Raw genomic sequence first — 18,920 nt, forward strand, 5'->3', positions numbered from 1 at the left:
ACGGGAGCCGGGTCGTCAGGCGGCCGCTTCGGCGCGCTCGGCCAGACCGTCGATCGCACCGCGATACTCGTCGAGCATGCGGTCCGCCCCCATGCGGGGACGCGCCGCCAGCGCGGCCGCCCGGTAGTCCGGTCGGCGCGCGATGACCCTCGTCCACGCGGACGCGATCGCCTGCGCGTCGTGCGGCGTGACGAGTCCGATGCCCGCGACCACCTGGGCGGAGTCCCCCACCGCCGTCGTGACCGGGGTCGCTCCGCTCGCGGCGCCTTCGATCAGGCAGAGCGGCGACGCTTCGCCGAACGCACTCGTCAGTGCGACGATGTCGGCCGCGCGGTAGACGCGGGGCATGTCGTCGCGGATCCCCAGCAGGTGGACGCGCTCGGCAGGAGCCCCCGCCTCCGCGATCGCCGCCGTCAGGGCGGCGTTGTCGGCGGTCATCCCCGCGCCGCACATGACGTACTGAGCGCGGCTGTCCCGCGCCGCGTGCACACCGACCGCGCGGAGGAAGAGCCCGGGGTCCTTCATCGCGTCGAAGCGTGCGGCGAGGAGGATCACGGGGACGTTCGGCGCGATGCCGAGGCGCGTGCGCAGCGGCATCCGCTCATGGGGCTTCGGGCGGTAGCGAGCCAGGTCGATGCCGTTCGGGATCACGAACCTCTCCACGGACGGCGGCGTGAAGCGGGCGTAGGCGTCGCTCGTCGACTCGGCGCACGAGATGGTCGAGGTGAGTCGACCGGATGCCGCCAGCTGCCCCAGCCAGCGCATGGCGGGGCCCGAGTGGGTCGGGTCGGACCTGTGGAGGCACGCGGCGATCGGGACGTCGGGAAGGAGACCGCGGGCGTCCAGGGCGAGGAGGAGCCCGAGCGGCTGCTCCTTGAGCGTGAGGATCACGTCGGCGCGGGCGACGGCGGCGGCGGCGACGTCGAGCTCGGCGTCCGAGAAGCTCTCGGGGCCCGGCGGGAGGGCGCCCGCTTCGCGCCCGAGGTCGGACACCTCGATACCCGCCTCGCGCAGCCACCGGTACCTCGGGTCGTCGCTCATCGGCTGCAGCGCACCCTCGCGGCGGGCCTGCGACGCGATCGAGAGCACCGCGTGCTCGTGCGATCCGTCGAGGTGGAGCCCGGTGATGACGTTCGTGTGCAGCACCCGCGCACCACCGGCGAACAGGCCTTCGTACAGCGACAGGACGCGAGGACGGCTCATCCCCCCATGCTCAGGGGATGCCGTGCGGAGCCGATGAACCCCAGATGTCCATCACGTGAAGTTCAGCGCGACGTGGTGACCGCGACCCACGCCGCCTCTGAGAACCCAGCGATCCACACGGCGAACACGACGAGGCCGACGACCGTGACGGCGGCCCACGTCCAGAGCGGTGCGAGACCGCCGCCCGTGCGGCGGTGCACGACGACGGTGCGCCCGACGACGTAGACCCCCAGGGTGAGGACGAACGCGAGCGCCGCCCACCCCCACGCGAAGGGCGCATCGATGCCGCGGCCGCGCAGAGCGCGGTGGTCGAGGCACGCGAAGAGGACGGCGGCCGCGACGAGGACGACGTCGATCACGACGAGGAGGGCGAGAGCGGCGGCGATCCAGCCCGCGGGGGTGAGCCCGCCAGACGGACCCCCGAGCCGCACGATCGTCCGGGCGTCGAGGAACACCCCGGTGTACAGGGGCAGAGCGGATGCCGCGATGGCGAGCCAGATCCAGACGGTGCTGCTCGACGGGGTTCCGCTCCGGGCGGCACCGGTCGGAGCTGACCGGGGCGTCGCGGCGGGGGCGGCGGGCGCGGCTGATTCTGCTGGCTGTGCCGACGGTGCCGGCGGCGTCGTGACGGCCGGGGCGGCATCGGGCGCGAGGGTCGGCGCGACCCTGTCGGCAGCCCAGTCGGAGCCGTCCCACCACCGCAGCTGTCCGGGCTCCCCCGGATCGGCGTACCAGCCCGCGGGCGCCTGACGGCTCACCGCTCGCCCTCACCGACGTCGGCGGCGGGGCGGTCGCCGTCGCCGGTTGCCACGAGCTCCGCGCCGGCGTGGGCGAGCTCCGCCAGGGCCGCCTGGCTCGGCGCGGGCGCGACGCCGGCGATCAGGTCCGTGAGGATCCGCACGCGCCGGCCGTGCGCGATCGCATCGAGAGCCGACGCGCGCACGCAGTGGTCGGTCGCGATGCCTGCGACATCGACCTCGACGACGCCGTGGGCGGTCAGGATGTCGGCGACCGTCTCACCGGCATCCGTCACGCCCTCGAAGAGCGAATAGGCGGGGATCCCCTGCCCTTTCTTCACGTGGTGGGTGACGGCGGAGGTGTCGAGGCCGGGGTCGTAGTCCGCCCCGGGCGTCCCGGCCACGCAGTGCACGGGCCACGAGTCGATGTAGTCGGGACTCGTCGAGAAGTGCCCTCCGTTGTCCCCGTCACCGTCGTGCCAGTCGCGCGAGGCGACGATCACGTCGTACTCCTCGGCGTGGCGCGCCAGATGGGCCGTGATCGCGGCGGCGACCGCGTCACCGCCGTCGACTCCCAGGGCGCCGCCCTCGGTGAAGTCGTTCTGCACATCGACGATGAACAGCGCTCGGGTCATGACTCGAGGGTACGACCAGTTGAGCGCGACGAGGACGGCGGATGCCGCGACTACCCTGGCGGCATGGACTCCCCCGCCCGCCAGACCACCACGACCGGCGGGATCCTCGCCGCATTCGGGATCGACGCCGTCCTCGTGACGGTCTTCGCCGCGATCGGTCGCGCCAGCCATGATGAGGCGGCGTTCGCAGGGCTGGCGACGACGGCGGGACCCTTCCTGCTCGCGCTGATCGTCGGGTGGCTGGGCGTGCTGGCGTGGCGCGCGCCGCTGGCGGTGCGGCGCACCGGCATCCCCCTGTGGATCGTCACCGTCGCCGGCGGCATGCTCCTGCGGGTGTTGACCGGTCAGGGGGTGCAGGTGGCCTTCGTCATCGTCGCGGCATCCGTCCTGCTCCTGATGCTCGTGGGCTGGCGCGCCGTCGCCGCACTCATCGTGCGGCGACGCGCCCGCTGACCCCGCGCGTCAGGGCTCGAGCGTCCGCCGGTACTCGGCGCGCGACATCTCCTCGGTGACGGGTGGCTCCGGCGTCTCGTCGACGCCCGAGCGCGCGAGCTTCGAGGGCCACCAGATGGTCCTGCCGATGTCGTACGCGAGGGCGGGGACGAGGAGGGAGCGCACGATGAACGTGTCGAGCAGCACCCCGAAGGCGACGATGAAGGCGAGCTGCACGAGGAACAGGATCTGGATGACGCCGAGGGCGGCGAACGTCGCGGCCAGCACGAGCCCCGCCGAGGTGATGACCCCGCCCGTGGCGACCAGACCGCGGAGGATGCCGCGGCGCGTCCCGTGTCGGACCGACTCCTCCCGCACCCGCGACATCAGGAAGATGTTGTAGTCGATGCCGAGCGCCACGAGGAAGACGAAGCCGTAGAGGGGCACGGCCGGGTCTCCGCCGGGGAAGCCGAAGACCTCGGTGAAGACGAGCGCGCTGACACCGAGGGCGGCGGCGAACGACACGATGACGCTGAGGATCAGCAGGACCGGCGCGAGGATCGACCGCAGCAGGAGCATGAGGATCAGCAGCACCACCACGAGGATCACGGGGATGATCACCGTCCGGTCGCGGATCGACGTGTCGTTGGTGTCGAGGTCGACGGCGGTGGTGCCTCCCACGACCGCGTCGAGCGTGCTCCCGGCGACCGCGTCGCGGAGGTCCCGCACGGTCTGCTCCGCCGCGAGCGAGTCCGCCGCGTCCGAGAGCGTCGCGACGAGCATCACGTCGCCGCCGTCGACGGTGGCCGTCGGCGCCGGAGTCCCGGGAGGGCCCTGCGCCGTGAGGACGAGCTCGCCGTCCTCGATGGTGGCGTCCGCCTGCCCGGCCGGAGCGTCGGCCGACACGACACCGACCGACCGGACCCCGTCCTGATCGGCGATGAGTTCGGCGGCATCCGGAGCCTCCGCCTCGGGGACGATCACGTACAGCGGACTGCCCGATCCCGCCGGGAAGTGTTCGGCGAGCACCGCCTGACCGTCTCGCGCCTGCGACGCCCCGAGGACCAGCTCGCTCGCCGGAACGCCGTCCGCCTTCAACTGTGTGACGCCGACGGATGCCGCCAGCAGCACCACGGTCGACACGATCCACACGATCCGCGCGCGGCGCGCGACGAACCGCGCGAGACGTGCCCACAGGCCGCGCGCAGGCTGTGTCAGGTCGATCGGGAGATCGGTCATGCCCGCCTTGGGGATGAACGGCCAGAAGGCCGCGCGTCCGACGAGGGCGAGGAGAGCGGGGAGGAAGGTGAGCGCCGAGAGCATCGCGAACGCGATGCCGATCGAAGCGATGGGCCCGAGTGCGCGGTTGCTCGCGAGGTCGCTGAGCAGCAGGCACAGGAGGCCCGCGATGACGGTACCGCCCGAGGCGAGGATGGGCTCGACCGATCCCCGCCAGGCCGCGGTCGCGGCATCCCATCTCCTCCGGCCCTCCCCGATGGCCTCGCGGAAGCGGGCGACGTAGAGCAGCGCATAGTCGGTGGCGGCTCCGATCACGAGGATGAACAGGATGCCCTGCACCTGCCCGTTGAGGACGACGATGCCTGCCTTGGCGAGCCACCACACGCTCAGCAACGCCACGCAGAGGGCGAACACCGAGGTCAGCAGCACGAGGAGCGGAAGGAGCGGCGATCGGTAGACGATGACGAGGATGACGAACACCGCGCCGAGGGCGACCAGCAGCAGGAGCCCGTCGATCCCGGTGAAGCCCGTGGCGAGGTCGGCGGTGAAGCCCGCAGGCCCGGTGACCCACGCTCTGACGCCGTCGGGCGCATCGGCGGCGACCAGCTCGCGGACCTCGCCCACGATGTCGGTCACCTCGCCGCCGGAGTCGATCGAGACCACCACCTGCGCCGCCTCGCCGTCTTCGGAGGGGATCGCCGGTGAGACCTCCTGGACGCCCGTCAGATCCCCGATCCGGTCGGCGATCGTCTGAACGGCGTCGAGCTGAGGCCCGTCGAGAGCGCGGCCGGCATCGAACACGACGAGCGCCGGGATGGCGTCCCCGCCGAGGAAATCGCCCAGACGCTCCTGCACCTGCGTCGACTCCGCGCTCTGCGGCAGGAAGCTCGATTGGTCGTTCGTCGAGACTTCGTCGACTTTGCCGAAGTACGGTCCGCCGAGCGACCCTCCGGCCAGCCAGATGACGACGAGGACGAGCGGAAGCGCGATGCGCAGCCATCGCGAGGGCGTCGATGCAGGAGACATATACCTAGATTAGCTAGATATACGCTTTTTCAGCAATCAGGAGCGGACGAAGAACACGATGATGGATGCCACGGTGGCGGCGATCCCGAGGGTCGCGCCGCCGAGGGCGAGACCCGTGAGCATGTTCAGTGCTGGCGGGCGGCGGGTGAACCGCATCCGGTCGTGCCACCCGTGGCGATACCAGATCTTCGCGGTGGGGTCGGCCCCGATGCGGCTGCGATCGGACTCGTCGAGAGGAGCCGAGTTGACGTCTCCCTCGCTGTCGATCCAGCGGAGCGTCCGTCCGTCCTCGTCGAGATAGGCCTCGGCCGCCAGCCAACTCCCGTCGGAGGCCCACACGACCACGGCGACGATTCCGAGGACGACGGCAGCGCCGAATCCCACCCAGGTGAAGATCTCGAGAATCGCATCGAGGGCTTGTGTCACCCGTGTGTCCTCTGTTCTGGAGCCACCTAAGGGAATCGAACCCTTGACCTATTCATTACGAGTGAATCGCTCTGCCGTCTGAGCTAAGGTGGCGCGCTTCGCTCGCGCGTTGCACGATCATCGATCCTACAGGGTCTGAAGCGATGCTGCGAACGCAGGGATCAACCGGCCTCGCAGCGCACGTCACCGTCGGGCACCGTGCCCTCGTCGAAGTACGCGACGACCGTGTCGTCGATGCAGGCGTTGCCCTTGTTGAAACCGGTGTGCCCCTCCCCCACACGGGTGAGCAGGATGCCGGAGCTCAGCTGCTTCGCGAGCGCAGCCGACCACTCGTACGGCGTCGCGGGGTCGTTCGTCGTCCCGATCACGAGGATCGGCGCGGCACCGTCGGCGTGGATCTCGTTCCGGGTCCCGGTCGGCGGGTACGGCCAGGCGTCGCAGAGGTCGACGTCCGACGTCCAGTACGGCGCGAAGGTCGGCGCGTCCTTCGCCACCTCCGCGTTCGCCGCCGCGACGACGTCGTCGGAGTCCGGCGGGTAGTCCATGCAGTTGTAGGCCGAGAAGGCCTCGGTGGAGTTGTCGAGGTACCGCCCGTCGTAGCGGTTGTAGTACCGGTCGACGAGCTCGAACATCTCGTCGGCGTCACCCTGCAGGACCGCGGCGAGGGCCGATGAGAGCGTGCTCCAGTTCCCCTCGCTGTAGAGCGCCGACACGATGCCCATCACGAGGGCGTCCGAACCGAGCTTCCGTCCATCGGTCGCCGTCAGCGGCGCGGCGTCGACGGCGGCCAGTGCGTCGGAGAGCTGCTGCTGGGCGTTCGCGACCGGTGCGTCGAACGGGCAGTCGGATCCCTCGATGCAATTCTTCAAGAAGGCGTCGAGGGCGGACTGGAAGCCGACGGCCTGCCGCGCCCCGACGACCGCGCCGGGGATGGAGGGGTCCAGACCGCCGTCGAGGACGACGCGACCGACGTTCCGGGGGAACAGCTCAGCGTAGGTCGCGCCGAGGAACGACCCGTACGAGTACCCGAGGTAGGCGAGCTTCTCATCGCCGAGGACCCCGCGCAGCAGGTCGAGGTCCCGGGCGGCGTTCTGGGTAGTGACGTAGGGCAGCAGGCCGTCGCTGTTGACGTCGCAGGCGCGGGCGAAGGACCCGGCCGACGCGCGCTGCTCGGCGGATCGCTCCGGCGTACCCCGGGGGGCCGCCGGGATGTCGAAGAGGTAGTGGTCCATGGCCGTGGCGTCGAAGCAGCGCACGGGCGTCGACCGTCCGACGCCTCGTGGGTCGAACCCAACGACGTCGTAGCTGTCCAGCAGATCGCTGCCGACGGCGAACTCTGCCGCCTGCTGGACCAGGTCGACACCGCTCGCTCCGGGGCCGCCGGGGTTCACGAACAGCGATCCCTTCGACGTCCCGCCCGAGGCGAGGCGCACGATGATGGACAGCTGGAGGTCGCCGCCGTCCGCGTCCGTCCAGTCCCGGGGAGCCGTCACGGAGGCGCAGTAATAGTCACCCTCGCCGATCCCCCGGCACTTCTCCCAGTCGACCTTCTGCCCGTAGTACTCCTCGAAGCCAGCCGGAGCCCCCTGCGTGATCGGGGTCCGGTCGGGACCGGGGCGAGCGGGAGGGGTGGGCGTGCACGCCGCGAGCAGTGCCGCGACCGCCCCGGTGGCGAGGAGAACGGATGCCGCACGGCGCCAGAACCCGCGGGTCACTGCGGGCGCCCCGTCGCGACCGTGATGAGCATGCTCTCGAGGGCGAGTGCAGGGGCGGCGTTGCCCTGCAGGTTCGTGCGTGTCAGCGCGATGGCGTCGAGCACCGTCAGGGTGTGCTGCGGTGTCCAGGCGGCGGCCATGGCGTCGATCTCCGATGTCAGTTCGCGGTTGATGAGGTCGGTGTCCCGACCGAACTGGCGCATGAGGGTGTCGCGATAGAGGGATTCGAGATCGGTGAGCACCCGATCGATCCCGTCGCGCAGGCTGCGCGTGGCGCGCCGCTTCTGCTCGTCCTCCAGTGCGCTCACCTGGCTCCGAACGGCGGGGGGAACGGCGCCTCCGGGCGCGACCCCCAACGTCCGCAGGAGGGCCTCGCGCTCCCCCTCGTCACGGGTCGCCGTCAGCGCCTTGGCGTCATCGGTCGCGGACTGCACGATCGAGGCGGCCACCTCGACGGCGTCGCCGACCCCGCGCACGCGGAGGACCCCCCGGAGGGTTCGATCGCGACGCTCGCGGGACGCGGAATCCGTCGCCAACCGCTGCGCCATGCCGATGTGTCGCTGGGCGAGCCGCGCGGACTGCTCCGCGATCGCCTCGTCGACGCCCGTGCGCTGGACGATCAGCCGCGCGACGTCGGCCACGTCGGGCTCACGCAGCCGCAGGATGCGCACCCGCGAGCGGATCGTGGGGAGGAGGTCGGCGTCGCTCGGCGCGCAGAGGATCCAGACAGTCTGCTCGGGCGGCTCTTCGAGGGCCTTGAGGAGGACGTTGCTCGTGCGCTCGACCATGCGGTCGGCGTCTTCCATGACCATGACGCGGTACCGGCCGAGGGAGGGCGAGAAGTACGAGCGCTCGACGAGCGAGCGGGCGTCCTTGATCGAGATGATGACGCCTTCGGTGCGGAGCGCCGCCAGGTCGGGGTGCGTGCGCGCCATGACCTGGCGCATCGCGTTCTCGTCGCCGGGCTCGGCGATGAGCGCCGCGGCGAAGGCATAGGCGAGGGTCGAGCGGCCCGATCCGGGCGGCCCGGTGATGAGCCACGCGTGGGCCAGCTGCGACGGATCGGATGCCGCTGCCCGCAGCTGAGCGACGGCCTCGTCCTGGCCCCAGACCTCGCCCCACGGGAGCGTGTCGACGGTGGTGGAGGTCATGCGGTTCAGCCTACGAGGTGCCGGCGACGCTCAGGACGAGAGTGCGGACAGCCGCTCGGACACCCGCGTCCGGATGGCGTCGGCGATCTCGTCGATCGGCTGCGTGGCGTCGACGACGAGGAAGCGCTCCGGCTCGGCATCCGCCAACGCGAGGAAGGCGGCGCGGACCCGCTCGTGGAACGCGCTCTTCTCGGCTTCGAGTCGGTCGAAGGGCTTGTCGGCGGCATCCAATCGTTCCCGCGCGGTCGCCGGGTCGACGTCGAGGAGGACGGTGACGTCGGGCAGCGCACCTTCGGCGGCCCACAGCGACAGGTCGCGGATCTCGCCGCCGTCCAGCACCCTTCCGGCACCCTGGTAGGCGACGGAGCTGTCGAGGTAGCGGTCCTGGATGACGACCTCGCCGCGCTCGAGCGCGGGCCGCACGAGCGTCGCGACGTGGTGCGCCCGGTCGGCCGCGTAGAGGAGTGCTTCGGCGCGCGGGGCGATGTCGCCGCGGTGGTGCAGCACGATGTCGCGGATGAGCACGCCGACCTCGGTGCCGCCGGGTTCGCGTGTGCAGACGACGCTGCGACCCTGCTCACGGAGCCACCGCTCCAGCAGGGTCGCCTGCGTCGTCTTACCCGAGCCGTCGCCACCCTCGAGGGTGATCCAGAGCCCGGAGGTCACTTCTTCTTCGCCGCCGGCTTGCGTGCGGCGGGCTTGCGGGTCGTGCGCTTGGGCGCCGGCCCCTTCGCCCGCTTCTCGGCCAGCATCTGCACGGCGACCTCGAAGGTGATGTCGTCCGCCGTCTGCCCACGCGGGATCGTGACGTTGGTGGTCCCGTCGGTGACGTAGGCGCCGAAGCGGCCGTCCTTGATGCGGATCGGCTTGCCGCTGACCGGATCGGCCTCGAACTCCTTGATGGAGGTCGCGGCGCGGTTCGCGTACTTGGGCTGCGAGTAGATCTCGAGGGCCTGCTCGAGCGTGATGTCGAAGATCATGTCCTCGCTGGCGATGCTCCGCGAGTCGGTGCCCTTCTTGATGTAGGGACCGTACGGGCCGTTCTGCGCCGTGATGACGGTGCCCGACTCGGGGTCGGTGCCGACTTCGCGCGGAAGCGACAGGAGCTTCAGCGCCGTCTCGAGATCGATCGTCTCGGGCGACATGCTCTTGAACAGTGACGCGCGCTTGGGCTTGGGTGCGACGACCTTCTTCGCACCGCGCTTGGGCTTGACCTCCTCGGCCGGCGCCTCCTCTTCGGGGAGGACCTCTTCGAGGTAGGGGCCGAAGCGGCCGTCCTTGATGACGACGTCGCGCCCGTTCTCGGGGTTCTGTCCGAGGACGCGGTCGCCGCCGACCGGCGCATCGATCAGCTCTCGCGCCTTCTCCGGGGTGAGCTCATCGGGCGCGAGGTCCTCGGGCACGTTGATGCGGCGCGGGGTCTCGGGGTCGTCGCCCGGCACCTCGAGGTACGGCCCGTACCGACCGAACCGCAGGACCGCGACGTCGCCGATCTTCGTCGAGTTGATCTCGCGTGCGTCGATGTCGCCGAGGTTGTCGACGATGTTTCGCAGGCCAACGTGGTCCTTCGAACCGAAGTAGAACTCGCGCAGCCACGCGGCGCGGTTCTGTTCTCCGCGGGCGATGGAGTCGAGGTCGTCTTCGAGCGCGGCCGTGAAGTCGTAGTCGACGAGGTCGGCGAAGTGCTCTTCGAGCAGGCGCACGATGCTGAAGGCGAGCCAGCTGGGCACGAGTGCCTGGCCGCGCTTGGACACGTACCCGCGGTCGAGGATCACGTCGATGATGCTCGCGAAGGTCGACGGACGACCGATGCCGTGCTCCTCGAGCGCCTTCACGAGCGATGCCTCGGTGTAGCGCGGCTTGGGGCTCGTCGCGTGCCCCTTCGGCTCGACGTCGGTCAGCTTTAGAGCGTCGCCGACGGCGAGCGACGGCAACGACTGGTCGTCGGCGCGGTCGTTGTCGCTGCGCTTCTCGTCGCGGCCCTCTTCGTAGGCCTCGAGGAACCCCTTGAAGGTGTAGACGGTGCCGGATGCCGTGAACGTCGCCGTCTTGCCGGCGGCATCCGCGTCGATCGTCACGGTCGTGGTCTCGTACTTCGCGTCGGCCATCTGGCTGGCGACTGTGCGCTTCCAGATGAGCTCGTACAGGCGGAGTTCGTCGCGGTCGAGGCCGGAGGTGACCTCCTTGGGCGTCCGGAAGGTGTCACCCGAGGGACGGATCGCCTCGTGTGCCTCCTGCGCGTTCTTGGCGTTGTTGCGGTAGCTGCGCGGGTTCGCGGGCACGGCCTTGTCGCCGTAGAGCGCGACCGCCTGGGTGCGCGCGGCGGTGACCGCCTGCGCCGACAGAGCGGTCGAGTCGGTGCGCATGTAGGTGATGTAGCCCTTCTCGTAGAGCCGCTGCGCGACGCCCATGGCGTGCTTGGCGCTCATCGAGAGCTTGCGACCGGCCTCCTGCTGGAGGGTCGAGGTCGTGAACGGCGGCTTCGGGCTGCGCGTGCCGGGCTTGGCCTCGACGCTGACGACGGATGCCGCGCCCGACGCCTCGAGCGCTGCCGCCAGCTCGCGCGCCTGGTCCTCGGTGAGGACGACGACGGCCTTCTTCAGCGAGCCGGTGTCGTCGAAGTCGGTGCCGCGGGCCAGCGGCGCGCCGTCGAGACGGGCGAGCCGGATGGCGAAGGCATCCGATCCCTTGACGGCGGTGGAGTCGACGTCCCAGTACGAGGCGGAGACGAACGCCATGCGCTCGCGTTCCCGCTCGACGACCATGCGGGTGGCGGCGGACTGGACGCGGCCGGCGCTCGTGCCCTGGCCGACCTTGCGGCGGGTGACGTCGGAGACGTCCCAGCCGTAGAGGCGGTCGAGGATGCGTCGGGTCTCCTGGGCGTCCACGAGGGCGTGGTCGAGTTCGCGGGTGTTCTTCACCGCGGCCTGGATGGCGTCCTTCGTGATCTCGTGGAAGACCATCCGCTTGACAGGGACCTTGGGCTTCAGGGTCTCGAGGAGGTGCCACGCGATGGCTTCGCCCTCGCGGTCCTCATCAGTGGCGAGGAGGAGTTCGTCGGCGTTCTTCAGGGCTCGCTTGAGCTCGGTGACCGTCTTCTTGCCGCGGTCGCTCTCCACATAAAGAGGAGTGAAGTCGTTCTCGATGTCGATGGAGTACTTCCCGACGGAGGTCTTCTTCAGATCCGCGGGGATGTCCTTCTTGTCGGCGAGGTCGCGGATGTGTCCGACCGAACTCATGACTTCGTAACCGTCACCCAGGTATCCCTGGATCGAGCGCATCTTCGTCGGAGACTCGACGATGACGAGCTTCTTGCCCTGTGCCACGTGGCGTCCTTTCTTCGTTGCACACCATACACACCGAGTTGTCAAGAGCGCGCTGAGAGCCCCGCCGTCCCGAGCCCTCAGGGCGACCCCGGTGGTGGCCCCGCGCGGGCGCGCGCCCGCGCGTCCAGGGGGCCGACGTCGATCGAGACCTCCACGGTCGCGATGAGTCCGTCGATCCGACACGCGGTGAGCGACGCGCCGTTCCTCGCCGCAACGTCAGCCGCACTCACGCACGGTTCTCCCGGCACGAGTCCCGACGCCGTGTCTGCGGCGGCGAGGGCCGCGCCGTCGGCCGCTCCCGCCGCCCGCGCCGAGGATGCCGCGGCCGCTCCGGCGGCGACGAAGCCGACGGCCAGGGTGGCCGAGACCGCCAGGACCCCGACGGTCGTCGCAGCGCCCGCCATCAGTCGATCTCCGGGGCGGCGAGCGCGCACGAGGATGCGCGGAGGTCGGGCAATGGCAGCGGCACTCCCGGCGCGGCGGAGAGGTCCGCGCACACGAGATCACCCTCGCGGCGAGTCGTGACGGCCGCGCCCGCGGCGAGGGCGGATGCCGCAGCCCGCACCCGCTCGGCGGGCTCCTCGCGGGCGGCGTACCGCGCAGCCTGGGCCGCGGCGTGCTCCAGCCGCACCTGCCGAGCCCCCACCGACAACGCGGAGACCGCCAGAACGATGACGAGGACGACGGCGGGGACCGTCACGGCGAACTCCGCCGCAACCGATCCCCGCTCGTCCCGCCTCATGAGACGGTGAGGGCGCGCCGGACCAGGTCGGTGAGGATGCCGCGCACCTCGTCCGAGCGCATGATGATCACCAGCAGCCCGGCGAAGGCGACGGCCGCCATCGTCGCGATGGCGTACTCCGCTGTCGCGGCGCCGGACTCGTCGGCGAACAGGTCGGCCGCGCGGCGGCGGGTCAGGGTGGGCAGGTCGTGGGATGTCATGATCTCCTCCGGTGTTTTGGGTGATGGGCACGTCTGGGCTCACAGCGTGAGCGGGGCCGAGGTGAGGACCGAGAGCAGCATCGGACCGACGCCGAGCAGCAGGAACGCCGGCAGGGTGCACACTCCGAGCGGAAGCAGGAGCCGTCCAGAGAGGGATGCCGCCCGCAGCCGCCCGTCGGTGCGCGCCGCCTGGCGGCGGGACGCGGCATCCGCTCGCAGCAGTTCGACGGCGGGCGCGCCCGCGGATCGGGAGAGGGCGAGGACAGAGGCGGTCCCGGCGGTGGGTTCGAGACCCGAGGCCGCCGCGACGACCTCGAGCGCCCGCGGGATCGAGACGCCACCCGAGAGGGCGATCGCGATCACCTCGGCATCGAGTCCGGGGATCTCGTCGCCGGGTTGCGCCCGTGCGACCAGTGCACGCGTCCACCGATGGGTGAGGAACATGAGCAGTCCCCCCGCGACGAGGCACACGGCGCCCGCCGGGGTGGCCAGGACTGAGAACGGGTCGAATCCCAGGGCGGCGCCGAGGCCGAGGGCCACGAGAGGGAGCCACGAGATGAGCCGCGCGGTCGTCTGCGGTTCGGCGAGAGCGGTGCGGACGTCGTCGCGCGCCTGATGAGCGTCGCGGAGCGCCTCGGCGAGACCTCGGAGGCTCATCGCCAGCGGGGCTCCGACGACCGTCGCCACCTGCCAGGCGACGCCGATCTGCTGCCACGTGCCGCCGCGGTCGGCGAGGGCGGATGCGGCTGATCCCCCGGCATCCAGTCGTTCGCACACCGCCGCGGCCGTCTCGTCACCGGCGTGGGCGAGGTGGCGCCAGGCTGCAGCCGGCGCGATGCCGGCCTGCAGGAGGACGGCGAGACGCTGGACGACGCCGGCGACCCCCGCTGCGTCGGACGCAGCGTTGGCCTGGGCGGCTTTCCGCGTTTTCATGCGATGGCCTCGATGCCGAGGCGGTCGTCGCGCACGACGGGGCGCGCGATCCCCGTCACGCGGCGCACTCCGTCGCGTCCGCGCTCGATGTGGACGACGGCCCCGATCGCGCTGGCCGTCTGGCGCGCGAGCGCTCGATCATCCATCCCGGCGAGCGCACCCAACGCCTCCAGGCGGGCCGGGACCTCGGCGAGCCCGCTCGCATGGACCGTCCCCGCGCCGCCGTCGTGACCGGTGTTCAAGGCGGTGAGGAGCTCGCGGACCTCCTCACCCCGACACTCGCCCACCACGAGTCGGTCGGGGCGCATCCGCAGGGCTTCGCGCAACAGACGCCCGAGCGCGATCGCCCCGACGCCTTCGAGGTTGGCCTGCCGGGCTTCGAGACGCACGTGGTGCGGGTGGGCGATCCGGAGCTCCGCGACATCCTCGATCGTGACGATCCGCTCCGACACGGGAACGCGTCCGAGCAGTGCGGCGAGCAGCGTCGTCTTCCCGGCGCCGGTGGCTCCCGTGACGAGGACGTTGGCACGCTGGTCGACGAGCCGTTCGAGTCGGGCGCCCATCGCCGCGTCGAACGCGCCGCGGCGACCGAGGTCGTCGAGATCGGGCATTCCGGTACCCGGGAGGCGGATCGAGATCGTCGCCCCCGTGCACGAGATGGGCGGCAGGACCGCGTGGACCCTCACGCCGTGCTCCCAACGCACGTCCGCACAGGGCGTCGCATCGTCGAGGTGACGGCCCCCGAGCGCGATGAGCCCGACGGCGAGCTCACGCACGGCTTCTTCATCGAGCGCCCAGTCCGGGATGCGCTCCGGTCCGCCGCCCCGGTCGACGTAGAGGCCGTCGGTGCCGTTGACGAAGACGTCCGTGACGCCGGGGTCGGCGAGGTACCGGCGCAACGGTGCGACCACCGGATGCCGCGGCACCGGTCGCGGCACCGCGGCGACTCCGGTGCCTCGAGGGGCGGCGATGAACGGATGCGGCATGCCCGGAACGCTAGGCGGACGCCTCCGGCCCCGGACCTTCGACGTCGCCGGGCGTGGACGGAACGACGGTGTGAACGCGTGTGCAGAAAGCGACGACCGCGACCGTGAGGGAAAAGAGAAGGGCGGCACCCATTGGGGGAAAGGGTGCCGCCCACGCAACCGCGCTTCAGGGGGGATCAGCGCGATCGCGAAACCGAATCGATGTTCGGGCGATAACGATCTTACGCTCATCCTGGCTGGGATTGTGCCGCACACATGCCCAGCGCGCCGCACCCACTATCGGCGGTAGTCGCGCTCCTTGAGCCGAACCTAGAGTTGCCGCATCGCCGCACGAGGCCACGATGGCCTGCACGCAAAGGAGCGCCGCATGAGCAGCCAGATCGACCACCTCCTGAACGAGACCCGACGGTTCGCGCCGTCCGCGGACTTCGCTGCCGCAGCGAATGCGCACGCGGACCTCTACGACGCCGCCGCGGATCGCGAGGCGTTCTGGGCGGAGCAGGCCCGCAACCTTCATTGGCACACTCCCTTCACGCGCACGCTCGACTGGTCGAACCCGCCCTTCGCGACCTGGTTCGAGGACGGCGAACTCAACGTGGCGTACAACTGCCTCGACCGCCACGTCGAGGCAGGCCTCGGCGACCGTGTCGCCCTGCTGTGGGAGGGTGAGCCCGGCGACGAGCGTCGCGTCACCTACGCCGAGCTCACCGACGAGGTGAAGCGTCTGGCCAACGTGCTGACCGAGCTCGGCATCGACGCGGGCGACCGGGTCGCCATCTACCTGCCGATGATCCCCGAAGCCGTCGCCGCCATGCTCGCCGTCGCGCGCATCGGCGCCATCCACTCCGTCGTCTTCGGCGGGTTCTCGGCCGACAGCCTGCGCTCCCGGATCGACGACGCCGGCGCGAAGCTCGTCATCACGAGCGACGGCGGGTACCGCAAGGGCAAGGCATCCCCTCTCAAGCCGGCCGTCGACCAGGCACTCGGCGACCGCGGACACGGACCGCAGGAGACCGTCGAGCACGTCCTCGTCGTCAAGCGCACCGGCACCGAGGTGAACTGGGAGGACGGACGCGACCTGTGGTGGCACGATCTGGTGCCGACGGCATCCGCTGATCATGTCGCGCAGCCGTTCCCGGCGGAGAACCCCCTCTTCATCCTCTACACGTCGGGGACGACGGGGAAGCCGAAGGGCATCCTGCACACGAGCGGCGGCTACCTCACGCAGGCGGCGTTCACGAACAAGGTGGTCCACGACCTGCACCCCGAGACCGACGTCTACTGGTGCACCGCCGACATCGGGTGGATCACGGGACACACGTACGTCACGTACGGTCCGCTCGCCAACGGCGCGACGCAGGTGATCTACGAGGGCACCCCCGACACCCCGCATCCGGGTCGATGGTGGGAGATCGTGGCGAAGTACGGGGTCACGATCCTCTACACGGCGCCCACCGCCATCCGCTCCTTCATGAAACTCGGCAGGAGCATCCCCGAGCAGCACGATCTGTCGTCGCTGCGCCTGCTCGGCAGCGTCGGCGAACCCATCAACCCCGAGGCATGGATGTGGTACCGCCACGTCATCGGCGGGGATCGGACGCCCATCGTCGACACCTGGTGGCAGACCGAGACGGGCGCGATCATGGTGTCGGCGCTGCCCGGGGTGACCGAGACCAAGCCGGGCAGCGCGCAGGTGCCGCTTCCCGGCATCGGCCTCGACGTCGTCGATGATCAGGGCCAGGAGGTCGGCAACGGCAACGGCGGGCTGCTCGTGCTGACCGAACCCTGGCCGAGCATGCTGCGCGGCATCTGGGGCGACCCGGACCGCTTCAAGGAGACCTACTGGGACAAGTTCGCCGACAAGGGCTACTACTTCGCCGGTGACGGGGCGCGCCTCGACGAGGACGGCGACGTCTGGTTCCTCGGCCGCGTGGACGACGTCATGAACGTGTCGGGCCACCGCCTCTCGACGACCGAGATCGAATCCGCCCTCGTCGGGAACGAGGCCGTCGCCGAGGCAGCCGTCGTCGGAGCCTCGGACGAGACGACCGGGCAGGCGGTCGTCTCGTTCTGCGTCATCAAGGAGTCGTACATGAAGGCGAACTCCCTCGACGGGCTCGTCGACACGCTCCGCGCGTGGGTGGGCGACCAGATCGGTCCGATCGCGCGTCCGCGCGACGTCTACATCGTGACCGAGCTCCCCAAGACCCGCAGCGGCAAGATCATGCGCCGACTGCTGCGCGACGTCGCGGAAGGACGCGAGGTCGGCGACACGACGACCCTCGCCGACACCATGGTGATGTCCACGATCAAGGGGCAGGTGACGAAGAAGGACTGACCGCGCTCACCCCGCCGTGGCGGCGGGGACGACATCCCAGTGCTCGCGGATCAGGCCTCCGTCGACGCGGAAGATGTCGAGCGCGGTGTAGGGATCACCGGACGTGGCTCCGACGGCCTGCGACAGCGTCCACACGAGGTCGCCGTCCGCCAGCGACACGGTCGACGCCGTGGGCGGGAAGGACGCACCCCCGCCGAAGAACTGCTTGAGGGCGGCCGTCCCGTTCGGGGCGACGGGATTGTGCTGCAGGTAGTTCGGATCGAACGCACGGTCGAGGATGCTGACGTCGCGGTCCTTGAACAGCGTGTCGTACGCGTCGACGGCGAACACCCGATTCTTCTCCTCCTGCGTCTCGGTGGGTGCCGGCGACGGCGTGGCGGGCTTGTAGAGGTCGCTGAACATCGAGTTCGTGTTGCCGCTGGCGGCCTTGCCCTGCGCGACGGGTTGCTCGAAGGCCCAGCGCTCGACGATCTTGCCTCCGGACAGACGGAAGACGTCGGCGGCCGCGAGCCCGGTGCGCTCATCATCGGGGTCCGCGGTGATCTGATAGTGGACCGCGACCAGGTCGCCGTCCGCGGCCGTGTGCTTGATGACGACCTGCGCGCCGGGAACGCTCTTGTGCGCCGCGGCGAACTGGGCGAGCAGGCCCGCGGGCCCCGCTTCGGCGTTCCCGCCGTGAGCCACGGCATCCTTTGCGACGCTCACGGCAGCGGCGGCCTGGGCCTCCGCCGAGTCGGGGTCGTCGAAAGCCGCGGAGAAGAGCCGCGTGACCGCGGCCAGGTTGCCCCCCTCCGTCGCGGGGTCATCGCGGTCCGCCCGCGCACCGCCTGCGGTCGCGGATGCCGCCTGAGCGGAGGGTCCGACGTGGGGTGTGCCCGCGGCGGCCGCAGGTCCTCCTGCGGCGCACCCGGTCAGCAGAGCGGCACCGGTGAAGACGGCGGCCGTGCGGAGGAGAAGGGACGACGCGACGCGTGAGCTGGTCATGGCGACAGCGTGACGCGGGCGTCTGAGTGCACGTTCCCGACGAGGTATCAGCTCGCTGGGAAGATGCACTCGGTTCAAGAAAGCGAGAAGACGACCTCGACCTCGACGGGGCTGTCGATGGGCAGAGCCGCCACACCGACGGCGGAGCGGGCGTGTCGACCCGCGTCGCCGAAGATCTCACCGAGCACGGTGCTCGCTCCGTTGATGACGGCGGGGTGACCGGTGAACTCCGGTGCGGATGCCACGAACCCCGTCACCTTCACGACGCCGGTCAGCCGGTCGACACCGCCGACCGCAGCGGCCGCGGCGGCGATCGCGTTCAGCGCGCACTGCCGCGCGAGCGAAGCGGCCTCGTCCGCGGACACGTTCCCCTCGCCGTCGCCCACCTTGCCCGTCGCGGGCATCGCGCCATCGACCATGGGGAGCTGACCGGACGTGTAGACGAGGTCGCCGTGAACCTTGGCCGGGATGTACGCGGCGAGCGGCGGGACGACGGAGCCCAGCTCGATGCCCAGCTCGGCGAGGCGTGCGGTGACCGACATCAGCCCTGACCGAACTGACGAGCCGCCACAGCCGCGGCATCCAGTCCCGCGTTGGCCGAGCCGTCGCCGCCCGAGGGACGCTTGAAGTAACCGACGAGGCCGCCTTCGGGGCCGGTCACCACCTGAACGAGCTCCCACCCCTGCTTGCCCCAGTTGTTGAGGATCGCCGCGGTGTTGTGGATGAGCAGCGGCGTGGTCATGTACTCCCACGTGGTCATTCGGGTCTCCCGGAGGTCGTGACTCGCGCGCCCGGACGGGCTCGACACAGGGACGGTCACCAAGGCATCGCCCAGCAATCTCCCTTA

At 70.7% G+C, this 18,920-nt stretch carries 19 protein-coding genes and 1 tRNA gene; 2 read left to right on the forward strand and 18 right to left on the reverse strand.

The features are described from left to right. Positions 1 to 15: 15 nt before the first annotated feature. From AC4NN1_RS07590 to AC4NN1_RS07600, 3 genes are all read right to left on the reverse strand, one after another. Positions 16 to 1,203, reverse strand: a complete 1,188-nt coding sequence (locus AC4NN1_RS07590) for a glycosyltransferase (protein ID WP_491954949.1) — start codon at positions 1,201 to 1,203, stop codon at positions 16 to 18. Between the two features lie 62 nt (positions 1,204 to 1,265). Next, on the reverse strand, positions 1,266 to 1,961 hold the full coding sequence (locus AC4NN1_RS07595; RefSeq protein ID WP_491954950.1) for a DUF2510 domain-containing protein: 696 nt from the start codon (positions 1,959 to 1,961) through the stop codon (positions 1,266 to 1,268). Further along, positions 1,958 to 2,575 carry an isochorismatase family protein gene (locus tag AC4NN1_RS07600; protein ID WP_336123291.1) on the reverse strand — a complete coding sequence of 206 codons (618 nt, stop codon included), beginning with the start codon at positions 2,573 to 2,575 and terminating at the stop codon, positions 1,958 to 1,960. Before AC4NN1_RS07600 ends, AC4NN1_RS07595 begins: the two co-directional genes overlap by 4 nt. Before the next feature lie 63 nt (positions 2,576 to 2,638). Between AC4NN1_RS07600 and AC4NN1_RS07605 the strand changes: the two genes are divergently transcribed. Continuing rightward, positions 2,639 to 3,028, forward strand: a complete 390-nt coding sequence (locus AC4NN1_RS07605; RefSeq protein ID WP_018187062.1) for a DUF3054 domain-containing protein — start codon at positions 2,639 to 2,641, stop codon at positions 3,026 to 3,028. Positions 3,029 to 3,037: 9 nt separating this feature from the next. On the opposite strand, the gene AC4NN1_RS07610 is transcribed toward AC4NN1_RS07605, so the two are convergent. From AC4NN1_RS07610 to AC4NN1_RS07665, 12 genes are all read right to left on the reverse strand, one after another. Then, positions 3,038 to 5,272 carry an MMPL family transporter gene (locus AC4NN1_RS07610; protein ID WP_491954951.1) on the reverse strand — a complete coding sequence of 745 codons (2,235 nt, stop codon included), beginning with the start codon at positions 5,270 to 5,272 and terminating at the stop codon, positions 3,038 to 3,040. A gap of 36 nt (positions 5,273 to 5,308) precedes the next feature. Then, entirely contained in the window at positions 5,309 to 5,698 is a 390-nt protein-coding gene (locus tag AC4NN1_RS07615) for a hypothetical protein (RefSeq protein ID WP_491954952.1), read from the reverse strand. A gap of 17 nt (positions 5,699 to 5,715) precedes the next feature. Next, positions 5,716 to 5,791 (reverse strand) — tRNA-Thr (locus AC4NN1_RS07620). Positions 5,792 to 5,859: 68 nt separating this feature from the next. Further along, on the reverse strand, positions 5,860 to 7,413 hold the full coding sequence (locus AC4NN1_RS07625) for an alpha/beta hydrolase (protein WP_491954953.1): 1,554 nt from the start codon (positions 7,411 to 7,413) through the stop codon (positions 5,860 to 5,862). Beyond that, positions 7,410 to 8,564: a DNA polymerase III subunit delta' gene (locus tag AC4NN1_RS07630; protein WP_336123288.1), complete on the reverse strand. Its 1,155-nt coding sequence runs from the start codon at positions 8,562 to 8,564 to the stop codon at positions 7,410 to 7,412. The genes AC4NN1_RS07625 and AC4NN1_RS07630 overlap by 4 nt, the downstream gene beginning before the upstream one ends. Before the next feature lie 30 nt (positions 8,565 to 8,594). Then, positions 8,595 to 9,230 carry a dTMP kinase gene (gene tmk, locus AC4NN1_RS07635; protein ID WP_336123287.1) on the reverse strand — a complete coding sequence of 212 codons (636 nt, stop codon included), beginning with the start codon at positions 9,228 to 9,230 and terminating at the stop codon, positions 8,595 to 8,597. Further along, on the reverse strand, positions 9,227 to 11,890 hold the full coding sequence (topA, locus tag AC4NN1_RS07640) for a type I DNA topoisomerase (protein ID WP_336123286.1): 2,664 nt from the start codon (positions 11,888 to 11,890) through the stop codon (positions 9,227 to 9,229). Before topA ends, tmk begins: the two co-directional genes overlap by 4 nt. Positions 11,891 to 11,967: 77 nt before the next feature. Further along, positions 11,968 to 12,294, reverse strand: coding sequence for an Rv3654c family TadE-like protein (locus tag AC4NN1_RS07645; RefSeq protein ID WP_491954954.1), 327 nt, complete (start codon positions 12,292 to 12,294; stop codon positions 11,968 to 11,970). After that, entirely contained in the window at positions 12,294 to 12,590 is a 297-nt protein-coding gene (locus AC4NN1_RS07650) for a TadE family type IV pilus minor pilin (protein ID WP_018187054.1), read from the reverse strand. The genes AC4NN1_RS07645 and AC4NN1_RS07650 overlap by 1 nt, the downstream gene beginning before the upstream one ends. Before the next feature lie 38 nt (positions 12,591 to 12,628). Next, positions 12,629 to 12,832: a DUF4244 domain-containing protein gene (locus tag AC4NN1_RS07655; RefSeq protein ID WP_018187053.1), complete on the reverse strand. Its 204-nt coding sequence runs from the start codon at positions 12,830 to 12,832 to the stop codon at positions 12,629 to 12,631. A gap of 39 nt (positions 12,833 to 12,871) precedes the next feature. Continuing rightward, positions 12,872 to 13,765 (reverse strand): type II secretion system F family protein, encoded by an 894-nt coding sequence (locus tag AC4NN1_RS07660; RefSeq protein WP_491954955.1) that lies wholly within the window; start codon positions 13,763 to 13,765, stop codon positions 12,872 to 12,874. After that, positions 13,762 to 14,751: a TadA family conjugal transfer-associated ATPase gene (locus AC4NN1_RS07665; RefSeq protein WP_336123284.1), complete on the reverse strand. Its 990-nt coding sequence runs from the start codon at positions 14,749 to 14,751 to the stop codon at positions 13,762 to 13,764. Before AC4NN1_RS07665 ends, AC4NN1_RS07660 begins: the two co-directional genes overlap by 4 nt. A 367-nt stretch (positions 14,752 to 15,118) precedes the next feature. Here AC4NN1_RS07665 and acs point away from each other — a divergent pair, with 367 nt between their 5' ends. Further along, on the forward strand, positions 15,119 to 17,089 hold the full coding sequence (gene acs / locus AC4NN1_RS07670; RefSeq protein WP_491954956.1) for an acetate--CoA ligase: 1,971 nt from the start codon (positions 15,119 to 15,121) through the stop codon (positions 17,087 to 17,089). A 6-nt stretch (positions 17,090 to 17,095) separates the two neighbouring features. Here acs and AC4NN1_RS07675 read toward each other — a convergent pair whose 3' ends face one another. From AC4NN1_RS07675 to sp36, 3 genes are all read right to left on the reverse strand, one after another. Next, positions 17,096 to 18,073 carry a nuclear transport factor 2 family protein gene (locus AC4NN1_RS07675; protein ID WP_491954957.1) on the reverse strand — a complete coding sequence of 326 codons (978 nt, stop codon included), beginning with the start codon at positions 18,071 to 18,073 and terminating at the stop codon, positions 17,096 to 17,098. Between the two features lie 74 nt (positions 18,074 to 18,147). After that, a complete protein-coding gene (locus tag AC4NN1_RS07680) occupies positions 18,148 to 18,615 on the reverse strand; it encodes a RidA family protein (RefSeq protein WP_491954958.1) in 468 nt (155 codons plus the stop codon). After that, on the reverse strand, positions 18,615 to 18,833 hold the full coding sequence (sp36, locus tag AC4NN1_RS07685; protein WP_018187046.1) for a Sp36 family protein: 219 nt from the start codon (positions 18,831 to 18,833) through the stop codon (positions 18,615 to 18,617). The genes AC4NN1_RS07680 and sp36 overlap by 1 nt, the downstream gene beginning before the upstream one ends. Positions 18,834 to 18,920: the final 87 nt, after the last annotated feature.

The organism is Microbacterium sp. MDV22-iso44, from assembly GCF_058629135.1.

Coding starts and splice junctions, on each gene's coding strand:
- AC4NN1_RS07610 (WP_491954951.1), bottom strand. CDS start 5,272: ATGTCTCCTGCATCGACGCCCTCGCGATGGCTGCGCATCGCGCTTCCG.
- AC4NN1_RS07600 (WP_336123291.1), bottom strand. CDS start 2,575: ATGACCCGAGCGCTGTTCATCGTCGATGTGCAGAACGACTTCACCGAG.
- AC4NN1_RS07645 (WP_491954954.1), bottom strand. CDS start 12,294: ATGGCGGGCGCTGCGACGACCGTCGGGGTCCTGGCGGTCTCGGCCACC.
- AC4NN1_RS07660 (WP_491954955.1), bottom strand. CDS start 13,765: ATGAAAACGCGGAAAGCCGCCCAGGCCAACGCTGCGTCCGACGCAGCG.
- AC4NN1_RS07655 (WP_018187053.1), bottom strand. CDS start 12,832: ATGACATCCCACGACCTGCCCACCCTGACCCGCCGCCGCGCGGCCGAC.
- AC4NN1_RS07605 (WP_018187062.1), top strand. CDS start 2,639: ATGGACTCCCCCGCCCGCCAGACCACCACGACCGGCGGGATCCTCGCC.
- AC4NN1_RS07665 (WP_336123284.1), bottom strand. CDS start 14,751: ATGCCGCATCCGTTCATCGCCGCCCCTCGAGGCACCGGAGTCGCCGCG.
- AC4NN1_RS07680 (WP_491954958.1), bottom strand. CDS start 18,615: ATGTCGGTCACCGCACGCCTCGCCGAGCTGGGCATCGAGCTGGGCTCC.
- AC4NN1_RS07675 (WP_491954957.1), bottom strand. CDS start 18,073: ATGACCAGCTCACGCGTCGCGTCGTCCCTTCTCCTCCGCACGGCCGCC.
- sp36 (WP_018187046.1), bottom strand. CDS start 18,833: ATGACCACGTGGGAGTACATGACCACGCCGCTGCTCATCCACAACACC.
- acs (WP_491954956.1), top strand. CDS start 15,119: ATGAGCAGCCAGATCGACCACCTCCTGAACGAGACCCGACGGTTCGCG.
- AC4NN1_RS07590 (WP_491954949.1), bottom strand. CDS start 1,203: ATGAGCCGTCCTCGCGTCCTGTCGCTGTACGAAGGCCTGTTCGCCGGT.
- AC4NN1_RS07630 (WP_336123288.1), bottom strand. CDS start 8,564: ATGACCTCCACCACCGTCGACACGCTCCCGTGGGGCGAGGTCTGGGGC.